Here is a 21,058-nt window from a genome sequence, read left to right as displayed (position 1 = left end):
CCACTCGCACGCGCTCGCCGGAGCGTCGCGATGGAGCGAGGTGCCCCCGCGACGCCGGTGGTTCCCCGGCGGGCCGCCGCCGCTCGCCGCCTCACCCCCGCGGGCCGTCGCCGACCGCCGTCGCCCACCGGCCCCGCCCGCGGGGCGCCGCCCACCGGCCCCGCCCGCAGGGCGCCGCCCACCGGTTCAGCCCATCGCCCGCCGCAGCGCCGCCAGGAAGCCGTCCGTCGTCGCCCGGTCCCGGACCGCCAGCCGCAGCCACTGCGCGCCGAGCCCCGGGAAGGTGTCCCCGCGCCGGACCGCGTACCCCAGGCCGCGCAGCCGGTGCCGCACGGCGGCGGCCTCCGGCAGCCGGACGAGGACGAAGGGACCCTCGGCGGGCCCGGTCACCCGCAGCCCCGCGGGGGCCAGTTCCCCGAGCCCGGCGACGAGGTGCGCCCGGTCGGCGGCGATGCGGCGGGCCGCGCGGGCGGCCTCCGCCAGCGCCCGCGGCCCCACGCACGCCTCGGCCGCCGCGAGGGCGGGCGTGGACACCGGCCACAGCGGCTGGGCCCGTTCCAGCTCCGCGACCGTCTCCGGCGCCGCCAGCACGTACCCGATCCGCAGCCCGGCCAGCCCCCACGTCTTGGTCAGGCTGCGCAGCACCACCAGTCCCGGCACGTCCGTGCGCCCGGCCAGGGCCTCCCGCTCGTCCGGCACCGCGTCCATGAACGCCTCGTCCACCACCAGCGTCCGCCCGGGACGGGCGAGGGCGGTGATCGCGTCGGCGGGGTGCAGCACGGACGTCGGGTTGGTCGGGTTGCCGACGACCACCAGGTCGGCGTCCTCGGGCACGGCCGCCGGGTCGAGCCGGAAGCCGTCCGCCTCCCGCAGCACCACCCGGCCGACCGCGTGCCCCGCGTCCCGCAGCGCCGCCTCCGGCTCCGTGAACTGCGGATGCACCACGACCGGCCGGGACACCTTCAGGGCCCGCGCCAGCAGCACGAACGCCTCCGCCGCCCCGGCCGTCAGCAGCACCCGCTCCACCGGCAGCCCGTGCCGCGCCGCCACCGCCGCCCGCGCGGCCCGCCCGTCCGGGTAGGCCGCGAGGGAGCCGAGCGAGTCGGCGAGGCGGGCGAGCAGCCAGTCCGGCGGCGTGCCCGCGCGCACGTTGACCGCGAGGTCCACCAGCGCGAAGCCGCCGTCGCGGACCTCGGCGTCCCCGTGGTGCCGCAGGTCGTGGCCGCCGTCGTCGCCGTCAGTGCGCATGGGAGTGCGCGTGCCCGTGGCCGTGGTGGTGCCCGTGGTGGTGGCCGTCGTCGTCGGGGTGGAAGTGCGGCTGCTGCGGCAGCCCCACCTTGTCCTCGAAACCGGGCAGCGCGATCCGGTACACGCAGGAGTCGCAGTTCATCCGCAGATCACCCCCGACGGCCTCCTCGTACCGCTCCCACACCAGGTCCAGCAGCTCCGGCTCGGGCCCGATCACGTCCGCGGACCGCACCTCGGTACCCGGGTGCGCGGCGGCCCACTCCTCGGTCTGCCGCCGCACCCGGTCCGGCAGGATGCCGGTGAACAGGAAGTACGGCAGGACCACGATCCGCCCGGCGCCCAGCCTCGCGCACCGGTCCAGGCCGCTCGGCACGTCCGGCGCCGCCAGCGACACGAACGCCGTCTCCACGCCCGCGTACCCGCGGCCCTCCCACAGCAGCCGCGCCGCCTTGAACACCTCGGCGTTGGCGTCCGGGTCCGTCGACCCGCGCCCCACCAGCAGCACCGTCACCTCGGACCGGTCCCAGGAGGGGTCGACCGCCTCGTCCAGCCGCCGCTGGAGCACGTCCAGCAGCGCCGGGTGCGGACCCAGCGGACGTCCGTACGTGTACGAGATGCCCGGGTGGCGCTCCTTCTCGCGGGCCAGCGCCGCCGGGATGTCGCCCTTGGCGTGCCCGGCGGCCACCAGCATCAGCGGCACGGCGGCGAACCGGCGCACCCCCTGCTCGACCAGTGCGGCGACGGCCTCGCCCAGCGGCGGCGGGGACAGCTCGATGAAGCCGCCGGCGACGGGCAGCTCGGGGTGGCGGCGCCCCAGCTCCCGCACGAAGTCGCGGAACGCCTCGGCTCCGGCGTCGTCCCGGGTGCCGTGGCCGGCGATGAGCAGGGCGGGCGGGGTGGTCACAGGTTCTCCTCGGGTTCTTCCGGCTCCGCGGGGGAAACGGGGTGGTACAGCAGGGCGTTGAGCGCGGCGGCGGCCACCGCCGAGCCGCCCTTCTCGGACACGTTGCTGACGGCGGGCAGTCCGCTGGCGCGCAGCGCCGCCTTGGACTCGGCCGCGCCGACGAAACCGACGGGCAGCCCGATGACGAGCGCGGGGGAGGCGTCCAGGGTCAGCAACTCCTCCAGCGCGGTCGGCGCGCAGCCGATCACCCACAGCGCGCCGGGGCCGACCTGCTCGTACGCCAGCCGCATGGCGTGGGCGGACCGGGTCAGGCCGGGGCCCGCGACGGCGTCCCTCAGCCGGCACACGGTCTCGCGGCGCGTGATCCCGGCCGCGACCATCTCCACGTCCACGACGACGGGCGCCCCGGCGTGCAGCGCCGCGTGCGCCGCCACCAGGTCGTCCTCGGCCATCACGAGGTCGTCCGCGTACTCCAGGTCGGCCGCGGAGTGGATGACCCGCTCCACCACCGCCCGCGTCAGCGGCGGGAAGCGCGAGGTGTCCAGGCGGGCGCGCAGCCGCCGGAAGGACTCCTGCTCGATGGGGTGCACGACACGGTTCACGGGGTGGGTCCCTCCTGCCAGCGGTAGCCGCGCGGCGTCACCATGCGGCCCGCGATCTCGCGGGTCGCGGTGTTGCCCACCGTCACGACCGTCATCATGTCGACCGTCGCCGGGTCCAGCGCGGCGAGCGTCGTGACCCGGCTGGACTCGTCGGGCCGCGAGGCGTTGCGGACGACACCGACCGGCGTCGCCGGCTCCCGGTGCCCGGCGAGGATCGCGAGCGCCTTGGGCAACTGCCAGTCGCGGCCCCGGCTGCGCGGGTTGTAGAACGTCACGACGAGGTCGGCCTCGGCCGCCGCCCGCACCCGCCGCTCGATGACCTCCCACGGCGTGTGCAGGTCGGACAGGCTGATCGAGACGTGGTCGTGGCCCAGCGGAGCCCCCAGGACCGCCCCGGCCGCGAGCGCCGCCGTCACGCCCGGCACACCGACCACGTCGATGTCGTCGGACGCCTCGGCGAGCGCGGGCGAGGCCATGGCGTACACGCCCGCGTCCCCGCTGCCGATCAGCGCCACGGCGTGCCCGCGCCGCGCCTCGGCCACGGCCGTGCGGGCCCGCTCCTCCTCGGCGCCGAGCCCGGACTCCAGGACGCGGGTGCCGGGCCGCAGCAGGTCGCGGATCTGGTCGACGTACTGGTCCAGCCCGACCAGCACCGACGCGCGCCGCAGCTCCGCCTTCGCGCGCGGTGTGAGCAGGTCGCGGGCGCCCGGCCCGAGCCCGACCACCGCGAGCCGCCCGCGCCCCGGCCGCCGCGCGACGGCACAGGTCGCCATCGCGGGGGAGGCGGCCGACTTCCGCTTGGGGACGAGGAGTTCGCCCCCGCGCAGCAGGGCCGCCGCCTCCGCGACCGAGGGGGTGCCGACGGCGGCGAGCGGCGCGTCGGACGGATTGGGCACCGCCACGTCCGCCAGTTCCCGCGCGGAGTACGTCACCAGGGGCACCCCGAGCCGTTCGGCGGCCCGGACGATCCCCGGCTCCTGGGCCTTGGCGTCCACGGTGGCCAGTTCGGCGAGCGACGCCGCGGACAGACCGGCGTCCCGCAGGGCGTCCTCGATCAGGGCGAGCACCTCCTCGGCGGGCGCGCCCCTGGAGGCGCCGACGCCCACGACCAGGGTCGGCGGGCGCAGCACCACCTCCCGCTCGGCGGGCTCGACCAGCCGGTCCGTCACCCGGACGGTGTACGGGCCGTCGTCGGCGACCGGCAGCGGCGGCAGCGGCCAGTTCACCTCGGACCGCAGGGCGACCGGTTCGCCGTCGAGCAGGGCCCGCGACACGGCGGCGACATCGCCCTCCACCGGCAGGCCGAGGGTGTCCAGGCCGGGCAGGCCGGCCGCGTCCGTCGCCGTCGTCACCACCGGCTGCGCGCCCAGCACCTCGCCCACCGCGCGCGCGAGATCGTTGGCGCCACCGCCGTGCCCGCCGACCAGCGACACGGCGAACCGCCCGCCCTCGTCGACGCACACCACACCGGGGTCGGTCCGCTTGTCCCCGAGCAGCGGCGCCACCAGCCGGACCACGGCACCCGTGGCCAGGAAGCACACGAGCTGCTCGCACTGGGCGAACGCGGTCCGTACGGCGTCCGCGACGGGACCGTCGTACACACGCGTGCGGTCCGGCCAGGCCGCGGCCAGCCGGTCCCGGGCAGCCGCTCCCGCCGCGGTGGCGGAGATGAGGCCGATCACTGGGGAACTCCTTCGGTACGGGCGTGGGGCCGCGTGCCCCACAGCAGGAAGACGGGGTTGGTCGCCGCGAGCCGGGTCACGTCCCCCGGCAGCGGCGCGAGCCGCGACGACTGCAGCAGCACGCCGTCGCAGTCGAACCCGGCGGCGGTGAGCGCGCCGCGCGCGGCCGGCACCCGGTCGAGCGCGGCCATCGCCACGACCACCGTGCGCCGGGCCCGCCGCGCGCACGCCGCCACGACGGCGGGCAACTCGCTGCCGCCGCCGCCGACGAACACGGCGTCCGGGTCGTCGAGGGGGGACAGGCCGGACAGGGCGTCCGGCGCCTGCCCGTGCACCACGCGCACGTCCACGCCGTGCGCGGCGGCGTTGGCGCGGATCCGCTCCACGCCGTCGGCGGTCTTCTCCACGGCGACGGCGGCGGCACCGAGCCGCGCGCACTCCACGGCCACCGAGCCGGAGCCCGCGCCGACGTCCCAGACCAGGTCGCCGAGGCGGGGTCCGAGCCGGGCCAGGGCCAGCGCCCGCACCTCGAACTTGGTGATCATCGAGTCGCGGTGGGCGAACGCGGACTCCGCGAGCGCCCACCCGGCGGGCCCGGCGTCCGGCCCCGCCACCGTCCGCACCGGTCCCAGCGCCCGCGCCTCGTCCAGGCACAGCACGACGCTGACCGCGCCGCCCCAGTCGCGGGCGGCGGCCTCGGCGGGCGTCACCCGCTCCACCCGCTCCCGCCGGGGGTCGCCCAGCGCGGAGGCGACCACCAGGACCCGCCCGGTGTCCTCCAGCGCCGCCCCGAGCTCCGCCGGACCGGCGCCCGGCCCGGTCAGCACGGCGACCTTCGGCCGGGCCCGGCACACGGCGACCGCCGTGCGCAGGTCGCGCCCGTGCGCGCTGACCACCACGGCGTCCTCCCACGGCAGCCCGGCCCGCGCGAACGCCGCGGCCACGGACGACACCCCGGGCCGCACCTCCAGCCGCTCGGCGCCGAACCGCTCGGCCAGCGCCCGCACGATCCCGAAGAACCCCGGATCGCCGGAGGCCAGCACCACGACCCGCCGGTCCCGTGCCACGTACCGCGCGACGGTCTCCAGCGCGGGCGCCAGCGGCCCGAGCACCACCCGCTCGGCCGTCTCGGGCAGCGGTACGGCGTCCAGGTGCCGCCGCCCGCCGACGACGAGGTCCGCCCCGGCGACGTCCTCGGCGCGCGCCGCCCCCGTCCCCGTGCCGACGACGGTGATCACCGCCGTCACGTGCTGGCACCCCGCGCGCGCAGGGCCCGGCGGGCCTGGGGGTCGGCCTTGCGGTAGCCGTGGAAGTGACCGGGGTGGTACAGGTGCGAGCGGGTGCCGTGCGCGTCGAGCGCCGGGCCGACCAGGAACAGCGTGTGCTTCCACAGCTTGTGTTCCTTGACCGTCTCCTCCAGCGTGCCGATCGTGCACTTCACGACCAGCTCCTCCGGCCAGGTCGCCTGGTAGGCGACGACGACCGGGGTGGTCGTCGGGTAGCCGCCCTCCAGCAGCTCCCGCACCAGCTGCCCGCTGCGGGCGGCCGACAGGAAGATCGCCATGGTGGTGCCGTGCCGGGCGAACTCCCGGACCTCCTCGCCGGGCGGCATCGGCGTCTTGCCGCCGCCCAGCCGGGTCAGCACCACCGACTGCGCGACCTCCGGAACGGTCAGCTCCCGCTGTGCGAGCGCGGCCACCGCGGAGAACGACGACACGCCCGGGACGACCTCCGTGGCGATGCCGATCTCGTGGCACCGGTCGAGCTGCTCCTGCGTACCGCCCCACAGCGCCGGGTCGCCGGAGTGGATGCGGGCCACCCGCAGGCCCTCGTCGTGGGCGCGGCGGTAGACGGCGACGACGTCCTCCAGCGACATCGTCGCCGAGTCGAGGACCTCCGCGTCCTCGCGCGCGTGCTCGAGGACCTCCGCCTGCACCAGGCTCGCCGCCCAGATCACCACGTCGGCCTCGGCGATGGCGCGCGCGGCCCGGAACGTCAGCAGATCGGCGGCGCCGGGGCCGGCACCGACGAAGGTCACCTTGCCGGTGGGGGCATCGGCCATGGGGAATCGGTCCTCTCCTGGAAGTCCTGCCGACCCCTTGAGGAGCCGGGAGATGCTGAAAGCGCCGCCCGTTCCCGGGAGCGCCGCGCGTGCGGCCGGGAGCGGCGGAGTCCTACGGGTACTGCGGTTGCCGGTGGCGGACGTGCGCGACCACGCGGCGATCGGATGGCAGGGGCCCATGGCGGTCCTCGTCGCGCTCGGCGCGTTCCCGACGACGTCGGCCGGCGGCTGGACGGCACGGCGCGTGACCGACCGCCGCCACCTGGTGCCGGGCCTGGCCGGCGGGCTGATGCCCGGTGCGGTCGGCCTGGACCTGCTGCCGGAGGCCCCGGAGGCGGCCGGCGGCGAGGTGTTCGCCGTTCCGGAGGCGCTGCTGCTGTCCGTCGCCGGGTTCCTCCTCGCCCACCTGGTGGAACGCCTGCTCGCCGCCCGCTCGACCCCGCTGCGCACGGTCGCCGGGGCGGCGTTCGTCCGGCTGGTGGTGGGCGTCGCCGAGCGAGCCCGGGCCCCGCGACGGCCGGTTCACAGTTTGCCGCCGCGCCCGCCGTCGCGCCGGGCGGGCGCGATCAGCGTCGACAGGTACGGCAGCGGAGCACCGTCGAGCTCGGCGGCCGGACGGATCGACTCCTCCTCCAGCCCGAGCGCCGACCCCCACACCGCGTCGCCGAGCCGCCCGGTCTCCCGCAGCGCCTCGGCGACCTCGCCGGCCTGCCGGCCGAACTTGTAGGCCACGACCGTCCCCGGCCCGTTCAGCGCCTCCTTCAGCACGGCCGAACCGGCGGTGACCGGCACCAGCGTGAGCGGCTCCGTCCCCTCCGTCAGCACCGCGCCCGACCGCGCCGCGAGGTCCTGCATCGCGGTGATGCCGGGCACCGTCTCCACCACCGTCCCGGGCACCAGGGAGGCGATCGTCTGCGCCAGATAGGTGAACGTCGAGTACACGTTGGGGTCGCCGATCGTCGCGAACGCCACGCTGCCGTGCCGCCGCAGCAGCCCGGCCACCCGCTCGCCCGCCGCGTCCCAGGCGGCCTCGCGCCGCGCCCGGTCGGTGCGCTCGTTCAGCGCGAACACCACCCGGACGACCTTCTCCCCGGGCACGTAGTGCAGCACCGTCGCCTCGGCCCGTCCCCGCTCGCCCGTGTCCATCACGGGCACGACGACGACCTCGGCCGCGCGCAGCGCGTTGACCCCCTTGACCGTCACCAGCTCCGGGTCCCCGGGCCCCACCCCGACCCCGACCAGCCTGCTGTTCACGCCGCTCATGACGTCCGGCACCTCTCCACGAACCGACGGGCGACACCGGGCTCGGACGCCCAGTGCGTGTGCAGGTAGCTCGCGTGCACACCGCCCTGTACGAAACCTTCGACGCGCCGGCGCGGGGCGCGCACCCCCCAGGCGGGAGCGGACCCGGCCACCGGCTCCACCACCGTCCGGTGGAACTCGTGCCCCCGCATCCGCGTCCCCGCCGCCGCGAGCGCGCTGTCGGACACCGCGACCGCGTCCCGGTAGCCGAGGGTGAGCCGCTCGGACATCCGGGCGGTGGCGTCCAGCACCCCGCACATCGGCCGCCCGTCCAGCTCCCGGCACAGGTACAGCAGCCCCGCGCACTCGGCGGCGACCGGCGCCCCGCCCGCCGCCAGCTCCGCGACCGCCCCGCGCAGCGGCTCGTTGGCGGACAGCTCGTCGGCGTACACCTCCGGGAACCCGCCCCCGATCACCAGTCCGCGCGTCCCCTCGGGCAGCGCCTCGTCCCGCAGCGGGTCGAACGGCACCACCTCGGCACCGGCCGCGGCGAGCAGCTCGGCGTGCTCGGCGTAGGAGAAGGTGAACGCGGGGCCCCCGGCGACGGCGACCACCGCACGCGTCCCGCCGACCCCGGCCGCGGGCGGCTCCCACGGGTCGCCGGGCACCGGGCCCGCCGTCCGCGCCAGCGCCTCCAGCGCCTCCAGGTCGCACCCGGCCCGCACCTGCGCGGCCATGGCGGCCACCGCCTCCACCGCCGCCGCCTGCCGCTCGGCGGCCGGCACCAGCCCCAGGTGCCGGGACGGCGTGTCCACCTGCGGCGCCCGTCGCAGCACGCCCAGCACCGGCACCCCGGACGCGTCCAGCGCGTCCCGCAGCAGCTCCTCGTGCCGGTCGGAGGCGACCTTGTTCAAGATCACGCCCCCGATGCGCACCCGCGGGTCCCAGGACGCGAACCCGTGCACCAGCGCCGCCACCGACCGCGACTGCGAGGACGCGTCCACCACCAGCACCACCGGCGCCCGCAGCAGCTTGGCCACCTGCGCGGTGGACGCCAGCTCCCCCTCCCCGGCGGCCCCGTCGTACAGGCCCATCACACCTTCGACGACGGCGATGTCGCAGCCCCGCGCCCCGTGCAGGAACAGCGGTCCGACCAGCTCGGGCCCGCACAGGTAGGCGTCGAGGTTGCGTCCCGCGCGCCCGGTGGCGAGCGCGTGGTAGCCGGGGTCGATGTAGTCCGGCCCGACCTTGTGCGGGGAGACGGTCAGTCCCCGCGCGGCGAACGCGGCCATCAGCCCCGTGGCGACGGTGGTCTTGCCGCTCCCCGAGGAGGGCGCGGCGATGACCAGCCGGGGAACGGCGAAGGTCACCACTCGATGCCCCTCTGCCCCTTCTGCCCCACGTCCATCGGGTGCTTGACCTTGGACATGTCGGTGACGAGATCGGCGAAGTCCACCAGCTTCCCCGGCGCGTTCCGCCCGGTGATCACCACGTGCTGGGTGCCGGGCCGGCCGCGCAGCACCTCCACGACCTCGTCGGTGTCCACCCAGCCCCAGTGCATCGGGTAGGCGAACTCGTCCAGCACGTACAGCCGGTACGTCTCGGCGGCCAGGTCCCGCTTGACCTGCTCCCAGCCCTCCCGGGCCTTCTCCTCGTTGTCCATCTGCGCGTCGCGCTGCACCCAGGACCAGCCCTCGCCCATCTTGTGCCAGGCGACGGTCCCGCCCTCGCCGGAGTCGCCGAGCACCCGCAGCGCCCGCTCCTCGCCGACCTTCCACTTCGCCGACTTGACGAACTGGAACACCCCGATCGGCCACCCCTGGTTCCAGGCGCGCAGCGCCAGCCCGAAGGCGGCGGTCGACTTGCCCTTGCCGACGCCCGTGTGCACGACCACCAGCGGACGGTTGCGCCGCTGACGGGTCGTCAGACCATCGTCCGGAATCACGCTCGGCTGTCCCTGCGGCACTACGCGGCCCTCCTGCTTCCCTGTACGTCCCTCACCAGAGCGGCGATGCTGTCGGCGCGCAGCTCCTCCAGCGTCACGGCGGTCCCGCCCAGCTCGCCGGCGAGCTTCCCGGCGAGCCCCAGCCGCACCGGCCCGGACTCGCAGTCCACGACGACCGAGGCGACCTTCTCGGCCGCCAGCAGCCCGGCCGCCTTCGAGGCCAGCAGCAGCGGCTCCGGGCCGCCCGTGGCCCGCCCGTCCGTCACCACGACCACCAGCGGCCGCCGCGCCGCGTCCCGCAGCCGCTCCACCCGCAGCACCTCGTGCGCCTTGAGCAGCCCGGCGGCCAGCGGCGTACGGCCGCCGGTGGGCAACGACTCCAGCCGCGCGGCCGCGGCGTCCACGGAGGAGGTGGGCGGCAGCGCGACCTCGGCGGCCGAACCCCGGAAGGTCACCAGCCCCACCTTGTCCCGCCGCTGGTAGGCGTCGAGCAGCAGCGACAGCACGGCGCCCTTGACGGCGCCCATGCGCTGCCGCGCGGCCATGGACCCGGAGGCGTCCACGACGAACAGCACGAGGTTGCCCTCGCGGCCCTCGCGCACCGTCTGCCGCAGATCGTCCCGGCGCACCACGAGCCCCGGGCCGCTGCGCCCGCGCGCCCGCTGGTGCGGGGCGGCGGCCTGCACGGTCGCCGCCAGGTGCAGCCTGGTCAGCGCCCCGCGCGGGCGCCGGGCGCCGGTGGTCCGGCCGTGCTCGGTACGCGCCCGCGACCGGCGCCCGGCGGTGCCCTCGCCGATACCGGGCACGCTCAGCACCTTCGTGCGGAACGGCTCCGCGGCCCGCGCGGCGGGCTGCTCCCCGGCGCCGGACGGCTGCGGCTCCCCCTCCCCGCCAGCCTCGGGCCGCGCGGCGGTGTCACCGCCCCCGGGACCCTCGGGGCCCTGGGAGGGCGGCTGCCCGCCCCCGCCGCCGGGCCCGCCGGGGCCGCCGTCCGGGTCGGGGTCGTCGTCGTTCCCGTCCTGCCCGCCGAACCGCTCCAGCGTCTCGTCCAGCTTGTCCTCGTCCAGTCCCGGCGCGTCGAACGGGTTGCGCCGCCGCCGGTGGGGGAGGGCCAGCAGGGCCGCCTGCCGCACGTCCTCCGCGAGGACGTCCGTGCGCCCGGCCCACGCCGCCAGCGCGGTCGCCGTGCGGGCCATCACGATGTCGGCGCGCATGCCGTCCACCTCGAACGCCGCGCAGGTCGCCGCGATCTGCCGCAGCGCCCCGTCGCCGAGCCGCACCGACGGCAGCAGCTCCCGCGCCGCCGCGATCCGCGCCCGTACGGCGGCCTCCTCCTCGGCCCAGCGCGCCGCGAAGCCGGCCGGATCGTCGTCGTACGCCAGCCGGCGCCGCACGACCTCCACCCGCTGGTCGGGTTCGCGCGAGGCGGCGACCTCCACGGTCAGCCCGAACCGGTCCAGGAGCTGCGGCCGCAGCTCGCCCTCCTCGGGGTTCATGGTGCCGACCAGCAGGAACCGGGCGGCGTGCCGCACGGAGACGCCCTCGCGCTCCACGTACGACGCGCCCATCGCCGCCGCGTCCAGCAGCAGGTCGACCAGGTGGTCGTGGAGGAGGTTGACCTCGTCGACGTAGAGGATGCCCCGGTGCGCGTCGGCCAGCAGGCCCGGCTCGAACGCCTTCACGCCCTCGGCGAGCGCCCGCTCGATGTCGAGCGCGCCGACCAGCCGGTCCTCGGAGGCGCCGACCGGCAGCTCCACCATGCGGGCGGGCCGTTCGGTCCCGGCGCCCGGCTCGTGCGGGCCGTCCGGGCAGCCCGGGTCGGGGGCGGCCGGGTCGCAGGAGAAACGGCACCCGGGCACGACGGCCACCGCGGGCAGCAGCGCCGACAGCGCCCGCACGGCCGTCGACTTGGCGGTGCCCTTCTCCCCGCGCACCAGCACTCCGCCGACCGCCGGGGAGACGGCGTTCAGCAGCAGCGCGAGCCGCAGGTCGTCCTGGCCGACGACGGCCGTGAACGGGAACGGGGTGGTCACTTGTCGTCGCCCTCCAAGTCGCCTTCGAGCTCCAGGTAGGTGGCGCGCAGCCGCTCCAGCGTGTCCGCGTCCGGCTCCGCCCACAGCCCTCGGTCGGCGGCCTCCAGCAGCCGCTCGGTGATCCCGCGCAGCGCCCACGGGTTGGACTTCTTCATGAAGTCCCGGTTCTCCGGGTCGAAGACGTACTCGGCGCTGAGCTTCTCGTACATCCAGTCGTCCACGACCCCGGCCGTGGCGTCGTACCCGAACAGGTAGTCCACGGTGGCCGCCATCTCGAAGGCGCCCTTGTAGCCGTGGCGCCGCATCGCCGCCATCCAGCGCGGGTTGACCACCCGGGCGCGGAAGACGCGGTGCGTCTCCTCGCCCAGCGTGCGGGTCCTCACCTGGTCGGGGGTGGCGGAGTCGCCGACGTACGCCTCGGGGCTCTCGCCGGTCAGGTGGCGCACCATGGCGACCATGCCGCCGTGGTACTGGAAGTAGTCGTCCGCGTCGACCAGGTCGTGCTCGCGGGTGTCCACGTTCTTCGCCGCGACCGCGATCCGCCGGAACGCCTTCTCCATGTCGCCGCGCGCGGCGCGCCCGTCGAGCCCGCGCCCGTAGGCGTAGCCGCCCCACACCGCGTACACCTCGGCGAGGTCCGCGTCGGAGCGCCAGTTGCGGGCGTCGATCAGCGGCAGCAGGCCCGCGCCGTAGGCGCCCGGCTTGGAACCGAAGACGCGGGCGGTGGCCCGGCGCCGGTCGCCGTGCTCGGCGGTGTCCTGTTCCACGTGCGCCCGCACGTAGTTGGACTCGGCGGGCTCCTCCAGCTCGGCCACCGCCCGCACCGCGTCGTCGATCAACCCGACCACGTGCGGGAACGCGTCGCGGAAGAAGCCGGAGATCCGCACGGTGACGTCGATGCGCGGCCGGCCCAGCTCCGCCAGGGGGACGATCTCGAAGCCGGTGACCCGGCGCGAGGCGTCGTCCCACACCGGGCGGCACCCCAGCAGCGCGAGGATCTCGGCGATGTCGTCGCCCTGGGTGCGCATCGCGGAGGTGCCCCACACGGTGAGGCCGACGGACTTCGGGTAGGCGCCCGTGTCCTGCAGGTACCGCTGCACCAGCGAGTCCGCGAGCGACTGGCCGACCTCCCAGCTCAGCCGGGACGGGATCGCCTTGGGGTCGACGGAGTAGAAGTTCCGGCCGGTCGGCAGGACGTTGACCAGGCCCCGGGTCGGCGACCCGGAGGGGCCCGCGGGCACGTACCCGCCGTCGAGCGCCCGCAGGATGTGCCCGATCTCGTCGGTGGTGCGGGCCAGGCGCGGGACGACCTCGGTGCAGGCGAACTCCAGCACGGCGACGGCGTCGGGCAGTTCGGTGCCGAGCACCTCGCGCACCAGGCCCGGTACGGCGCCGGCGTCCCACGCCCGCGCCTCCATGCCCTCCGCGACCCGCCGGCACAGCTGCTCCAGCAGGTCGATCGCGTCGGCGGCGGTCCGTGCCGGGCCCTCCACCAGGTCCGTCAGCTCCGCCGGCACCTTCACCGGCGCGCCCGGCGCGGCCAGCAGTTCCTTCTCCACCAGTCCGAAGTGCTCGGCCAGCGCGGCCCGCAGGCCCGGCAGCGCGTTCGCCTGCCCGCCCCACACCTGCGAGGCGCGCAGCACGGCCAGGACCAGGTTCACGCGCGGCTCGCCGACCGGCCCGCCGCCCAGGACGTGCAGGCCGTCGCGGATCTGCACGTCCTTGATCTCGCACAGGTAGCCGTCGATGTGCATGACGAACTCGTCGAACTCGTCGTCGTCCGGCTGCTCGTCGACGTGCAGGTCGTGGTGGAGCTCGGCCGCCTTGACCAGGGTCCAGATCTGCGCCCGCACGGCCGGCGCCTTCGCCGGGTCCAGGTCGCTGACGAGCGCGTACTCGTCCAGGAGCTGCTCCAGCTTGGCCAGGTCGCCGTAGGTGTCGGCGCGGGCCATCGGCGGGACGAGGTGGTCGACCACCGTCGCGTGCCCGCGCCGCTTGGCCTGGGTGCCCTCGCCGGGGTCGTTGACGATGAAGGGGTAGACCAGGGGGAGGTCGCCGAGGACGGCGTCCGGCGCGCAGCCGGCGCTCAGCCCGAGGCCCTTGCCCGGCAGCCACTCCATCGTGCCGTGCTTGCCCATGTGCACGATCGCGTCGGCGCCGAAGCTGTTCTCCAGCCACCGGTAGGCCGCCAGGTAGTGGTGCGACGGCGGCATGTCCGGGTCGTGGTAGATCGCGATCGGGTTCTCGCCGAAGCCGCGCGGCGGCTGGATCATGACGACGACGTTCCCGAACTGCAAGGACGCCAGCACGATGTCGTCGCCGTCGACGTACAGCGAGCCCGGCGGCTCGCCCCACGCCTCCCGCATGGCCTCCCGCAGCCCGGGGTCCAGCTTCTCGAACCACGCCCGGTAGTCGGCCAGCGGCACCCGGGCGGGCGCGGCGGCCAGCTGCTCCTCCGTCAGCCACTCCACGTCGTGCCCGCCGGCCTCGATCAGCCGGTGGATCAGCTCGTCGCCGTTGTCCGGATACCCGTCGACGGCGTACCCGGCGTCCCGCAGCGCGTCCAGCACCCGCACCGCCGAGGCGGGCGTGTCCAGGCCGACCGCGTTGCCGACCCGGGAGTGCTTGGTCGGGTAGGCGGTGAAGACGAGCGCGATCCTCTTCCGCGCGTTCGGCTTGTGCCGCAGGCGCGCGTGCCGTACGGCGATCCCGGCGACCCGCGCGGCCCGCTCCGGGTCGACGACGTACACGGGCACGTCGTCGGGGCCCTGCTCCTTGAAGGAGAACGGGACGGTGACCAGCCGGCCGTCGAACTCGGGGATGGCGACCTGCATCGCCGCGTCCATGGGGGACAGGGCGGCGTCCGACTCCTCCCACGCCGCGCGCGAGGAGGTGAGGCACAGCCCCTGCAGCACGGGGACGTCCAGCTCGGCGAGCGCGCCGACGTCCCAGGCCTCCTCGTCGCCGCCCGCCGAGGCCTGCGAGGCGTGCGTGCCGCCGGCGGCCAGGACGGTGGCGACCAGCGCGTCCGCCCGGCCCAGGAGCTCGTACAGCCCGGCGTCGGCACCGCGCAGCGAACCGCAGTACACCGGCAGGGCGTTGGCGCCGTGCGCCTCGATCGCCTCGCACAGGGTGTCCACGAAGGCGGTGTTGCCGCTCAGTTCGTGCGCGCGGTAGAAGAGCACGCCGACCGTCGGGCGGCCCTCCCGCCGCTCGTACGCGCCGTGCACGCCGTACTCCGGCATCGCGTGGGGCGCGGCGAACCCCTCGCCTGTGAGCAGCACGGTGTCGGACAGGAACCGCGCCAGCTCGGCCAGGTTCGCCGGGCCGCCCTCCACGAGGTACTTCAGCGCCTCGGCGACGACACCGGCGGGCACGCTGGACTCGGCCATCAGCTCCGCGTCCGGCACGGCCTCCCCGCCCAGCAGCACGGTCGGCACGCCGGACGCCTTCAGCGCGGCGAGCCCGTCCTCCCAGGCGCGTTTGCCGCCCAGCAGCCGTACGACGGCGATGTCCGCGCCGTCGAGCAGCGCGGGCAGCTCCTCCCGCACGTCGACCCGGGTCGGATTGCCGATCCGGTAGGAGGCGCCGGAGGCCCGGGCCGCCAGCAGATCCGTGTCGGCGGTCGACAACAACAACACTGTGCTCATGCGGGCGCTCCCGGGGGGATGAAGGGCAGTCCTTGCGGCGCGCCGGACTCGATGAGCCGCCACAGCGCGTCCGTGTCCGCGTGCTGTTCGATCAGGTCGCCGAGCCGGTCGAGCTGCTCCTCGCGCAGCGCGGCGAACGAGGTGTCCGGGGCCGGCACGAAGCGGCGGCCCGCGGCGGCCGCCACCTCGCGCAGGAACGCCCGCCGGAAGCCGTCCGACTCCAGCGAGCCGTGCCAGTGGGTGCCCCAGGTCTGGCCCACCCGGCAGCCGTCCAGGAAGGGGTCGCCGCCGGTGACCTCGGCGACGCCGTGGTGGATCTCGTAGCCCTCGACCCGCTCGCCGAGGGCCTCGCCCACCGGCCGGGCGAGGGTCTTCTCGCGGGCGAACCGCACCCGCACCGGCAGGACGCCGAGCCCGTCCACGTGGCCGCGGCGGCTCTCGACGTCGTCCTCGATGTGCTCGCCGAGCAGCTGGAAGCCGCCGCAGACGCCGAGCACGGGCCGCTGCTCGGCGGCCCTGCGCCGCAGGGCGTCCGCGAGCCCCCGCTCCCGCAGCCAGTCCAGCGCCCGGACCGTGCCCCGGGTGCCCGGCACCACCACGAGGTCGGCGTCGGCCAGCTCCTCCGGCCGGTCCACGAACCGCACCACGACACCCGGTTCGGCGGCCAGCGCGTCCACGTCCGTGAAGTTGGACATCAGCGGGACCGCGCAGACGGCGACCCGCAGCACGTCCTCGCCGACCGGCGGCGCGACGGCGGACTCCCGCACGGTGCCGCGCAGCGAGACGCGCAGCCCGTCCTCCTCGTCGATGCCGAGCCCGTGCCGGAACGGCAGCACCCCGTAGGTGTGCCGCCCGGTGAGGCCGTGCAGCATCTCCAGGCCCGGCTCCAGCAGGGACACGTCCCCGCGGAACTTGTTCACCAGGAACCCGGCGACCAGCGCCTGGTCCTCCGGCGCGAGCAGCGCCACCGTCCCGAAGAACGAGGCGAACACGCCCCCGCGGTCGATGTCGCCGACGACCACCACGGGCAGTCCGGCGCCCCGGGCGATGCCCATGTTCACGATGTCGGTCCGGCGCAGGTTGATCTCCGCCGGGCTGCCCGCACCCTCGCAGATCACCGCGTCGTACGCGCCCCGCAGCTCGGCCAGGCAGTCGAGGACGGTGCCGAGCAGCGCCTGCTGCCGGCCGCCGTGGTAGCCGCGCGCGCTCAGCTCGCCGACCGGCTTGCCCAGCAGCACCACCTGGCTGCTCTGCTCGCCGCCCGGCTTGAGCAGCACCGGGTTCATCTGCGCGGTCGGCTCGATCCGGCATGCCTGCGCCTGCATCGCCTGCGCCCGCCCGATCTCGGCGCCCTCGCGCGTCACGAACGAGTTCAGCGACATGTTCTGCGCCTTGAACGGCGCCACCTTCACGCCCTGCCGCACCAGCCACCGGCAGATTCCGGCGGTGACGACGCTCTTGCCGGCGTCGGAGGTGGTGCCGGCGACGAGGAGGCCCCCGCTTCTCATGATCCGTGTCCTCTCTTCGGCGGGCGCGACGTCACGAGGCCCGACGCCAGCAGCCGCGCGCCCGCGCACACGCCCAGCGCCAGCCAGCCCACGCGCCGGGACAGCCGTACCGCCCGGTCGATGTCGCCGGCGCGGACGGCCCGGCCCGCGGCCCCGTTGAGCACGGGCCGGTGCTCCACCCGCCCGCCGTACGACAGCGTCCCGCCGAGCCGGACGCCGAGGGCGCCCGCGAACGACGCCTCGACGGGCCCGGCGTTGGGGCTCGGGTGCCTGACGGCGTCGGCCCGCCAGGCCCGCACGGCGCCGCGCGGGTTCCCGCCGGCGACGGCGGCGAGGGCGGCGGTCAGCCGCGCGCCGGGCCAGCCGGCCAGGTCGTCGAGACGGGCGGAGGCCCAGCCGTAGCGGCGGTACCGGGGCGACTTGTGGCCGACCATGGCGTCGAGGGTGTTGACGGCCCGGAAGCCGAGCAGGCCCGGCACCCCGCCGGCGGCGCCCCACACCAGGGCGCCCACCACCGCGTCGGAGGTGTTCTCGGCGACGGATTCCACGACGGCCCGCGCGATCCCGTCGGCGTCCAGGGCCTGCGGATCGCGCCCGCACAGGTGCGGCAGCCGCCGGCGGGCGGCCTCGACGTCGCCCGCCTCCAGCGCCCGCCCGATGGCGCGCGCCTCGCGCGCGAGCGAGGTGCCGCCGACGACGGCCCAGGTGGCGGTGGCGGTCAGCGCGACGGAGGCGGCGGGCCAGGGGCGTGCGGCGCGGGAGGCGAGGGCGCCGAGCGCCACGGCACCGCCGGCGCACACGGCGGTGTGGACCGCGCCCCGGCCGCGGTGGTCCCGCCAGAGCACACGTTCCACGGCACCGGCGGCACGGCCGAACGCGGCGACCGGATGCCCGCGGCGGGGATCGCCGAGGAGGAGGTCGCCGAGGAGGCCCGCGGCGGCGCCGTACGCGAAGACGCGTTCGGCACGCATGGAGCTCAGCCGGTCACACGGTCGGGGAAGGCGGGGAGAGGCCTGGTACTGAACCTCGAACGGCAGCCGAGCATCGCGTTGTGTCCTCACTCAGGGTGTCCACGCCCTGGTTCGACGAGACCGGCGGTGAGAGTTCCTGGCTCCCGGGGTTCCACCCCGGTCACAGTGGCGGGACCGCGCCGGATTCACACCGGCCTTCCTCTCCTGCCGCCGTACATGGCCCAGGCAGTCCACCACGGCCCGCGAACACCAGTCAACTTGCCGTTGACCTGCACAGGGGGAGTGTGCGAAGGCCCACACGCGGCGGGTGTGCCCCGGGCGCGCGGAAGCGGGGTGCGGGACGGATCACCGTCCCGCACCCCGCTTCCGCGCGTGCGCGCCGCCGGTCAGACGACGATCAGGTAGATCCCGTACGCCACCGCCGCCGCGCAGGCCGCGAAGCACGCGTAGGCGCCGGTGACCGCGAGGGCCGCGGAGCCGCCCCGGGCGGCGGTCCGCTCCCGGCGGGAGAGCCCGGCGATGCCCAGGGTGAACAGGGCCACCAGGGCCACGGTGACCACGAGGCTGACCCCGAAGACGGAGCCGAGGGCTGCCCAGTCGATCTTCATCCTGCTTCTTCCTTCGTACCGGGTGAGCGCGGGCTCAGACGGGGGTGGCGGCCGAGGGGGCCTTGGCGTCGGGGGCGGCGGAGACCTGGGCCGGGATGGTGGCGGTCAACTCTCCGGCGGCGCCCGCCGGGGGCGGGGTCACGGCGGCGATCGCGGTGGTGACCACACCGGCCGGCTCGGCGCTCCCGCCGTCCTCGGTGTCGTTGACGTTGGTGTGGTCGACGACCTCGCGGCGGGAGATCTTCCAGATCGCGGCGCTGGAGGCGACCAGGAAGACCGCGACGAGCGCCGTGCCCCAGTCGCCGAGGCCGCAGACCCACTCGGCGAGCGCGCCGACCAGGGCCGCGGCCGGCAGGGTCAGGCCCCAGGCGGCGAACATCCGCGTCGCCGTGGACCAGCGCACGACGCCGCCCTTGCGGCCGAGGCCCGCACCCATCACCGAACCGGAGACGACGTGCGTGGTGGAGAGGGAGAAGCCCAGGTGGGAGGAGGCCAGGATGGCCGTGGCGGCGCTGGTCTGGGCGGCGAAGCCCTGCTGCGGCTGGAGGTCGGTCAGACCCTTGCCCATGGTGCGGATGATGCGCCAGCCGCCGAGGTAGGTGCCGAGCGCGATGGCCAGGCCCGCGGAGAGGATGACCCACATCGGCGGGTCGGAGTCGGGGGCCAGGGTGCCGCCGGCGACCAGCGCCAGGGTGATGATGCCCATCGTCTTCTGCGCGTCGTTGGTGCCGTGGGCCAGCGACACCAGCCCGGCGGAGGCGATCTGCCCGGCGCGGTAGCCCTTCTTGGCGGCCTCGCCGTCCGCCTTCCTGCCGAGGGTGTACGTCAGCCGCGTGGCGACCAGGGCCGCGAGGCCCGCGACGACCGGGGCGGCGACGGCCGGGAGGAGCACCTTGGTGACGAGCACGTCGCCGTGGACCGCGCCGACGCCCGCCGAGGCGACGGTGGCGCCGACCAGGCCGCCCATGAGGGCGTGGGAGGAGCTGGACGGAAGGCCGACCAGCCAGGTCAGCAGGTTCCAGAGGATCGCGCCCACCAGGGCGGCGAAGATGACCTCGGGGCGGATGCCGCTCTCGTCGACGAGCCCCTTGGAGATGGTGTTGGCGACCTCCACGGACAGGAAGGCGCCGACGAGGTTGAGGACGGCGGACATGGCCACCGCGACCTTGGGCTTCAGGGCACCGGTCGAAATGGTGGTCGCCATCGCGTTCGCGGTGTCGTGGAAACCGTTCGTGAAATCGAACGCGAGTGCGGTTACCACCACAATCGCGAGGATCAGCGAGAAGCTTTCCATTTACCCAGGCAATCGTTCGAGGTCATTGGCTGCTCGAACGTAGGTAACAAGGGTGAACGGAAGATGAACTCGGGGGAGCGGAGCGATGTCCGGAAGCGGGGCCACCGCTCCCTCTTGCGTCAGCCGTGCCCGGCTCGCACCCCGACGGCCCCTTGAGCACGGGCCCGGACGCCCGCGGCGGGCCTCCCCGGCCGGACCGCGGAACCGCCGAGGAGATCCTGGTCACCTCCGCAGGCGCCGACCGCCGTCGTACGGCCGGGAGCCACGCCGGCCGGCCGACGCGCTGTGGCGGGCGGCCCGCCCGGCCGGCCCCTCCGCGGTCCGGGCCGTGGCGCTTCCCCCGCCGTACGGGCCGCACCCGGTCCGTACGCTGTGCCGAGCGCCGGGGGCGGCGTCCGGCCGCCGTCGGCGCTCACGCAGGGCGCCGCCCGCGGTGCCCCCGGCCGGCGGACGGCCCGGACGGCACCTGGGAGGATCGCGGCATGACCGAGCACTCATGGAACCGGCAGGACGCCCCGGAGGGGGCGCGGGGCGCGGACGGGGCCCGGGAGAGGGGAGCCCGGCCCGAGGAGGCGCGCGCCTGGGAGGCCCTGGTCGCCACGGCCCGGCGGACGGCGGCCGAGGGGCTGGTGGTCGGCACGTCCGGCAACGTCTCGGTGCGCGTCGGCGACACCGTCCTGGTCACACCGTCGGGGGTGCCGTACGACCGGCTGACGCCGCAGGACGTCACCGGCGTCGGCCTCGACGGCCGCCAGGTGCTCGGCACCCTCGCCCCGACCAGCGAGCTGCCCCTGCACCTCGCCGTGTACCGCACCACCGGCGCCCGCGCCGTCGTCCACACCCACGCCGTGCACGCGACGGCCGTCTCCACGCTCGTCCGGGAGCTCCCGCCGATCCACTACATGGCCGCCGCCCTCGGCGGCCCCGTCCGGGTCGCCCCGTACGCCACGTACGGCACCGGCGCGCTGGCCGAGAACATGCTCCACGCCCTCGCCGGCCGCTTCGGCTGCCTCCTCCAGAACCACGGCACGCTCACCCACGGCGCCACCCTGGACCAGGCCTACGACCGCACCGCCCAGCTGGAGTGGATGTGCCGCCTGTGGCTGACCGCCTCCTCCGTACCGGGCCTGGCACCGTCCCTGCTGACGGAGGAGCAACTCGCCGAGGTCGGCGAGAAGCTGCGGGACTACGGCCAGGGGAGCCGGCGGCCGGCATCCCGGGGGTGACCGCCACCGCCTCCCCCTCCCGTTCCCGTGCGGGCGGTGCGCCACCGCCCGCACGCCCCCGCGCACGCCGGTTCCCTTCCCGG

16 protein-coding genes, 1 pseudogene and 1 riboswitch are annotated in these 21,058 nt (G+C 76.0%); of the genes and pseudogenes, 2 read left to right on the top strand and 15 right to left on the bottom strand.

Annotated elements, in window-relative coordinates:
• Positions 1 to 186: 186 nt before the first annotated feature.
• Genes cobC through cobM form a run of 6 tightly spaced genes read right to left on the bottom strand, consistent with a single transcriptional unit; the run spans position 187 to position 6,498 of the window.
• On the bottom strand, positions 187 to 1,248 hold the full coding sequence (gene cobC / locus ACSU6Z_RS06025) for an Rv2231c family pyridoxal phosphate-dependent protein CobC (RefSeq protein ID WP_437043591.1): 1,062 nt from the start codon (positions 1,246 to 1,248) through the stop codon (positions 187 to 189).
• Positions 1,238 to 2,152: a sirohydrochlorin chelatase gene (locus tag ACSU6Z_RS06020; RefSeq protein ID WP_437043589.1), complete on the bottom strand. Its 915-nt coding sequence runs from the start codon at positions 2,150 to 2,152 to the stop codon at positions 1,238 to 1,240. The genes cobC and ACSU6Z_RS06020 overlap by 11 nt, the downstream gene beginning before the upstream one ends.
• Entirely contained in the window at positions 2,149 to 2,754 is a 606-nt protein-coding gene (locus ACSU6Z_RS06015) for a precorrin-8X methylmutase (RefSeq protein WP_437043588.1), read from the bottom strand. Before ACSU6Z_RS06015 ends, ACSU6Z_RS06020 begins: the two co-directional genes overlap by 4 nt.
• Positions 2,751 to 4,436, bottom strand: a complete 1,686-nt coding sequence (gene cobJ, locus ACSU6Z_RS06010) for a precorrin-3B C(17)-methyltransferase (RefSeq protein WP_437043586.1) — start codon at positions 4,434 to 4,436, stop codon at positions 2,751 to 2,753. The genes ACSU6Z_RS06015 and cobJ overlap by 4 nt, the downstream gene beginning before the upstream one ends.
• Positions 4,433 to 5,674, bottom strand: coding sequence for a precorrin-6y C5,15-methyltransferase (decarboxylating) subunit CbiE (gene cbiE / locus ACSU6Z_RS06005; protein ID WP_437050195.1), 1,242 nt, complete (start codon positions 5,672 to 5,674; stop codon positions 4,433 to 4,435). Before cbiE ends, cobJ begins: the two co-directional genes overlap by 4 nt.
• A gap of 5 nt (positions 5,675 to 5,679) precedes the next feature.
• Positions 5,680 to 6,498 (bottom strand): precorrin-4 C(11)-methyltransferase, encoded by an 819-nt coding sequence (cobM, locus tag ACSU6Z_RS06000; protein WP_437043584.1) that lies wholly within the window; start codon positions 6,496 to 6,498, stop codon positions 5,680 to 5,682.
• A gap of 178 nt (positions 6,499 to 6,676) precedes the next feature.
• Here cobM and ACSU6Z_RS05995 point away from each other — a divergent pair.
• Positions 6,677 to 6,931 (top strand): annotated as a pseudogene (locus ACSU6Z_RS05995) (permease); the annotation flags it as partial.
• A gap of 89 nt (positions 6,932 to 7,020) precedes the next feature.
• On the opposite strand, the gene cobI reads toward ACSU6Z_RS05995, so the two are convergent.
• The 9 genes from cobI to ACSU6Z_RS05950 form a co-directional block, all read right to left on the bottom strand.
• Positions 7,021 to 7,773, bottom strand: a complete 753-nt coding sequence (gene cobI / locus ACSU6Z_RS05990) for a precorrin-2 C(20)-methyltransferase (protein ID WP_437043582.1) — start codon at positions 7,771 to 7,773, stop codon at positions 7,021 to 7,023.
• On the bottom strand, positions 7,758 to 9,110 hold the full coding sequence (locus tag ACSU6Z_RS05985) for a cobyrinate a,c-diamide synthase (RefSeq protein WP_437043580.1): 1,353 nt from the start codon (positions 9,108 to 9,110) through the stop codon (positions 7,758 to 7,760). Before ACSU6Z_RS05985 ends, cobI begins: the two co-directional genes overlap by 16 nt.
• On the bottom strand, positions 9,107 to 9,706 hold the full coding sequence (gene cobO, locus ACSU6Z_RS05980; RefSeq protein WP_437043578.1) for a cob(I)yrinic acid a,c-diamide adenosyltransferase: 600 nt from the start codon (positions 9,704 to 9,706) through the stop codon (positions 9,107 to 9,109). Before cobO ends, ACSU6Z_RS05985 begins: the two co-directional genes overlap by 4 nt.
• The gene (locus ACSU6Z_RS05975) at positions 9,706 to 11,718 is read right to left on the bottom strand and encodes a putative cobaltochelatase (protein WP_437043575.1); all 2,013 of its coding nucleotides are present in this window, start codon (positions 11,716 to 11,718) and stop codon (positions 9,706 to 9,708) included. Before ACSU6Z_RS05975 ends, cobO begins: the two co-directional genes overlap by 1 nt.
• The gene (gene cobN, locus ACSU6Z_RS05970; RefSeq protein WP_437043573.1) at positions 11,715 to 15,368 is read right to left on the bottom strand and encodes a cobaltochelatase subunit CobN; all 3,654 of its coding nucleotides are present in this window, start codon (positions 15,366 to 15,368) and stop codon (positions 11,715 to 11,717) included. Before cobN ends, ACSU6Z_RS05975 begins: the two co-directional genes overlap by 4 nt.
• Positions 15,365 to 16,876, bottom strand: a complete 1,512-nt coding sequence (locus ACSU6Z_RS05965; protein ID WP_437043571.1) for a cobyric acid synthase — start codon at positions 16,874 to 16,876, stop codon at positions 15,365 to 15,367. The genes cobN and ACSU6Z_RS05965 overlap by 4 nt, the downstream gene beginning before the upstream one ends.
• Positions 16,873 to 17,847: a cobalamin biosynthesis protein gene (locus ACSU6Z_RS05960; protein WP_437043569.1), complete on the bottom strand. Its 975-nt coding sequence runs from the start codon at positions 17,845 to 17,847 to the stop codon at positions 16,873 to 16,875. The genes ACSU6Z_RS05965 and ACSU6Z_RS05960 overlap by 4 nt, the downstream gene beginning before the upstream one ends.
• Positions 17,848 to 17,956: 109 nt before the next feature.
• Positions 17,957 to 18,099, bottom strand: a riboswitch (cobalamin riboswitch).
• A 134-nt stretch (positions 18,100 to 18,233) separates the two neighbouring features.
• Positions 18,234 to 18,455 carry a hypothetical protein gene (locus ACSU6Z_RS05955; RefSeq protein WP_437043567.1) on the bottom strand — a complete coding sequence of 74 codons (222 nt, stop codon included), beginning with the start codon at positions 18,453 to 18,455 and terminating at the stop codon, positions 18,234 to 18,236.
• Between the two features lie 34 nt (positions 18,456 to 18,489).
• Positions 18,490 to 19,749 carry an anion permease gene (locus tag ACSU6Z_RS05950; RefSeq protein WP_437043564.1) on the bottom strand — a complete coding sequence of 420 codons (1,260 nt, stop codon included), beginning with the start codon at positions 19,747 to 19,749 and terminating at the stop codon, positions 18,490 to 18,492.
• A 482-nt stretch (positions 19,750 to 20,231) separates the two neighbouring features.
• Here ACSU6Z_RS05950 and ACSU6Z_RS05945 point away from each other — a divergent pair, with 482 nt between their 5' ends.
• Positions 20,232 to 20,975 carry a class II aldolase/adducin family protein gene (locus ACSU6Z_RS05945; protein ID WP_437043562.1) on the top strand — a complete coding sequence of 248 codons (744 nt, stop codon included), beginning with the start codon at positions 20,232 to 20,234 and terminating at the stop codon, positions 20,973 to 20,975.
• Positions 20,976 to 21,058 lie beyond the last annotated feature (83 nt).

Source organism: Streptomyces sp. enrichment culture, assembly GCF_964273145.1.
Taxonomy (GTDB): domain Bacteria; phylum Actinomycetota; class Actinomycetes; order Streptomycetales; family Streptomycetaceae; genus Streptomyces.
The sequence above is the reverse complement of the archived record's forward strand: the minus strand, read 5'-3'. Positions and strand labels throughout refer to the sequence as shown.

What these genes read in the sequence shown, in the direction of transcription:
- cobC (WP_437043591.1), bottom strand. Translation starts at nt 1,248, where the DNA reads ATGCGCACTGACGGCGACGACGGCGGCCACGACCTGCGGCACCACGGG.
- cobM (WP_437043584.1), bottom strand. Translation starts at nt 6,498, where the DNA reads ATGGCCGATGCCCCCACCGGCAAGGTGACCTTCGTCGGTGCCGGCCCC.
- cobN (WP_437043573.1), bottom strand. Translation starts at nt 15,368, where the DNA reads ATGAGCACAGTGTTGTTGTTGTCGACCGCCGACACGGATCTGCTGGCG.
- ACSU6Z_RS05965 (WP_437043571.1), bottom strand. Translation starts at nt 16,876, where the DNA reads ATGAGAAGCGGGGGCCTCCTCGTCGCCGGCACCACCTCCGACGCCGGC.
- ACSU6Z_RS05960 (WP_437043569.1), bottom strand. Translation starts at nt 17,847, where the DNA reads ATGCGTGCCGAACGCGTCTTCGCGTACGGCGCCGCCGCGGGCCTCCTC.
- ACSU6Z_RS05955 (WP_437043567.1), bottom strand. Translation starts at nt 18,455, where the DNA reads ATGAAGATCGACTGGGCAGCCCTCGGCTCCGTCTTCGGGGTCAGCCTC.
- ACSU6Z_RS05950 (WP_437043564.1), bottom strand. Translation starts at nt 19,749, where the DNA reads ATGGAAAGCTTCTCGCTGATCCTCGCGATTGTGGTGGTAACCGCACTC.
- ACSU6Z_RS05945 (WP_437043562.1), top strand. Translation starts at nt 20,232, where the DNA reads ATGACCGAGCACTCATGGAACCGGCAGGACGCCCCGGAGGGGGCGCGG.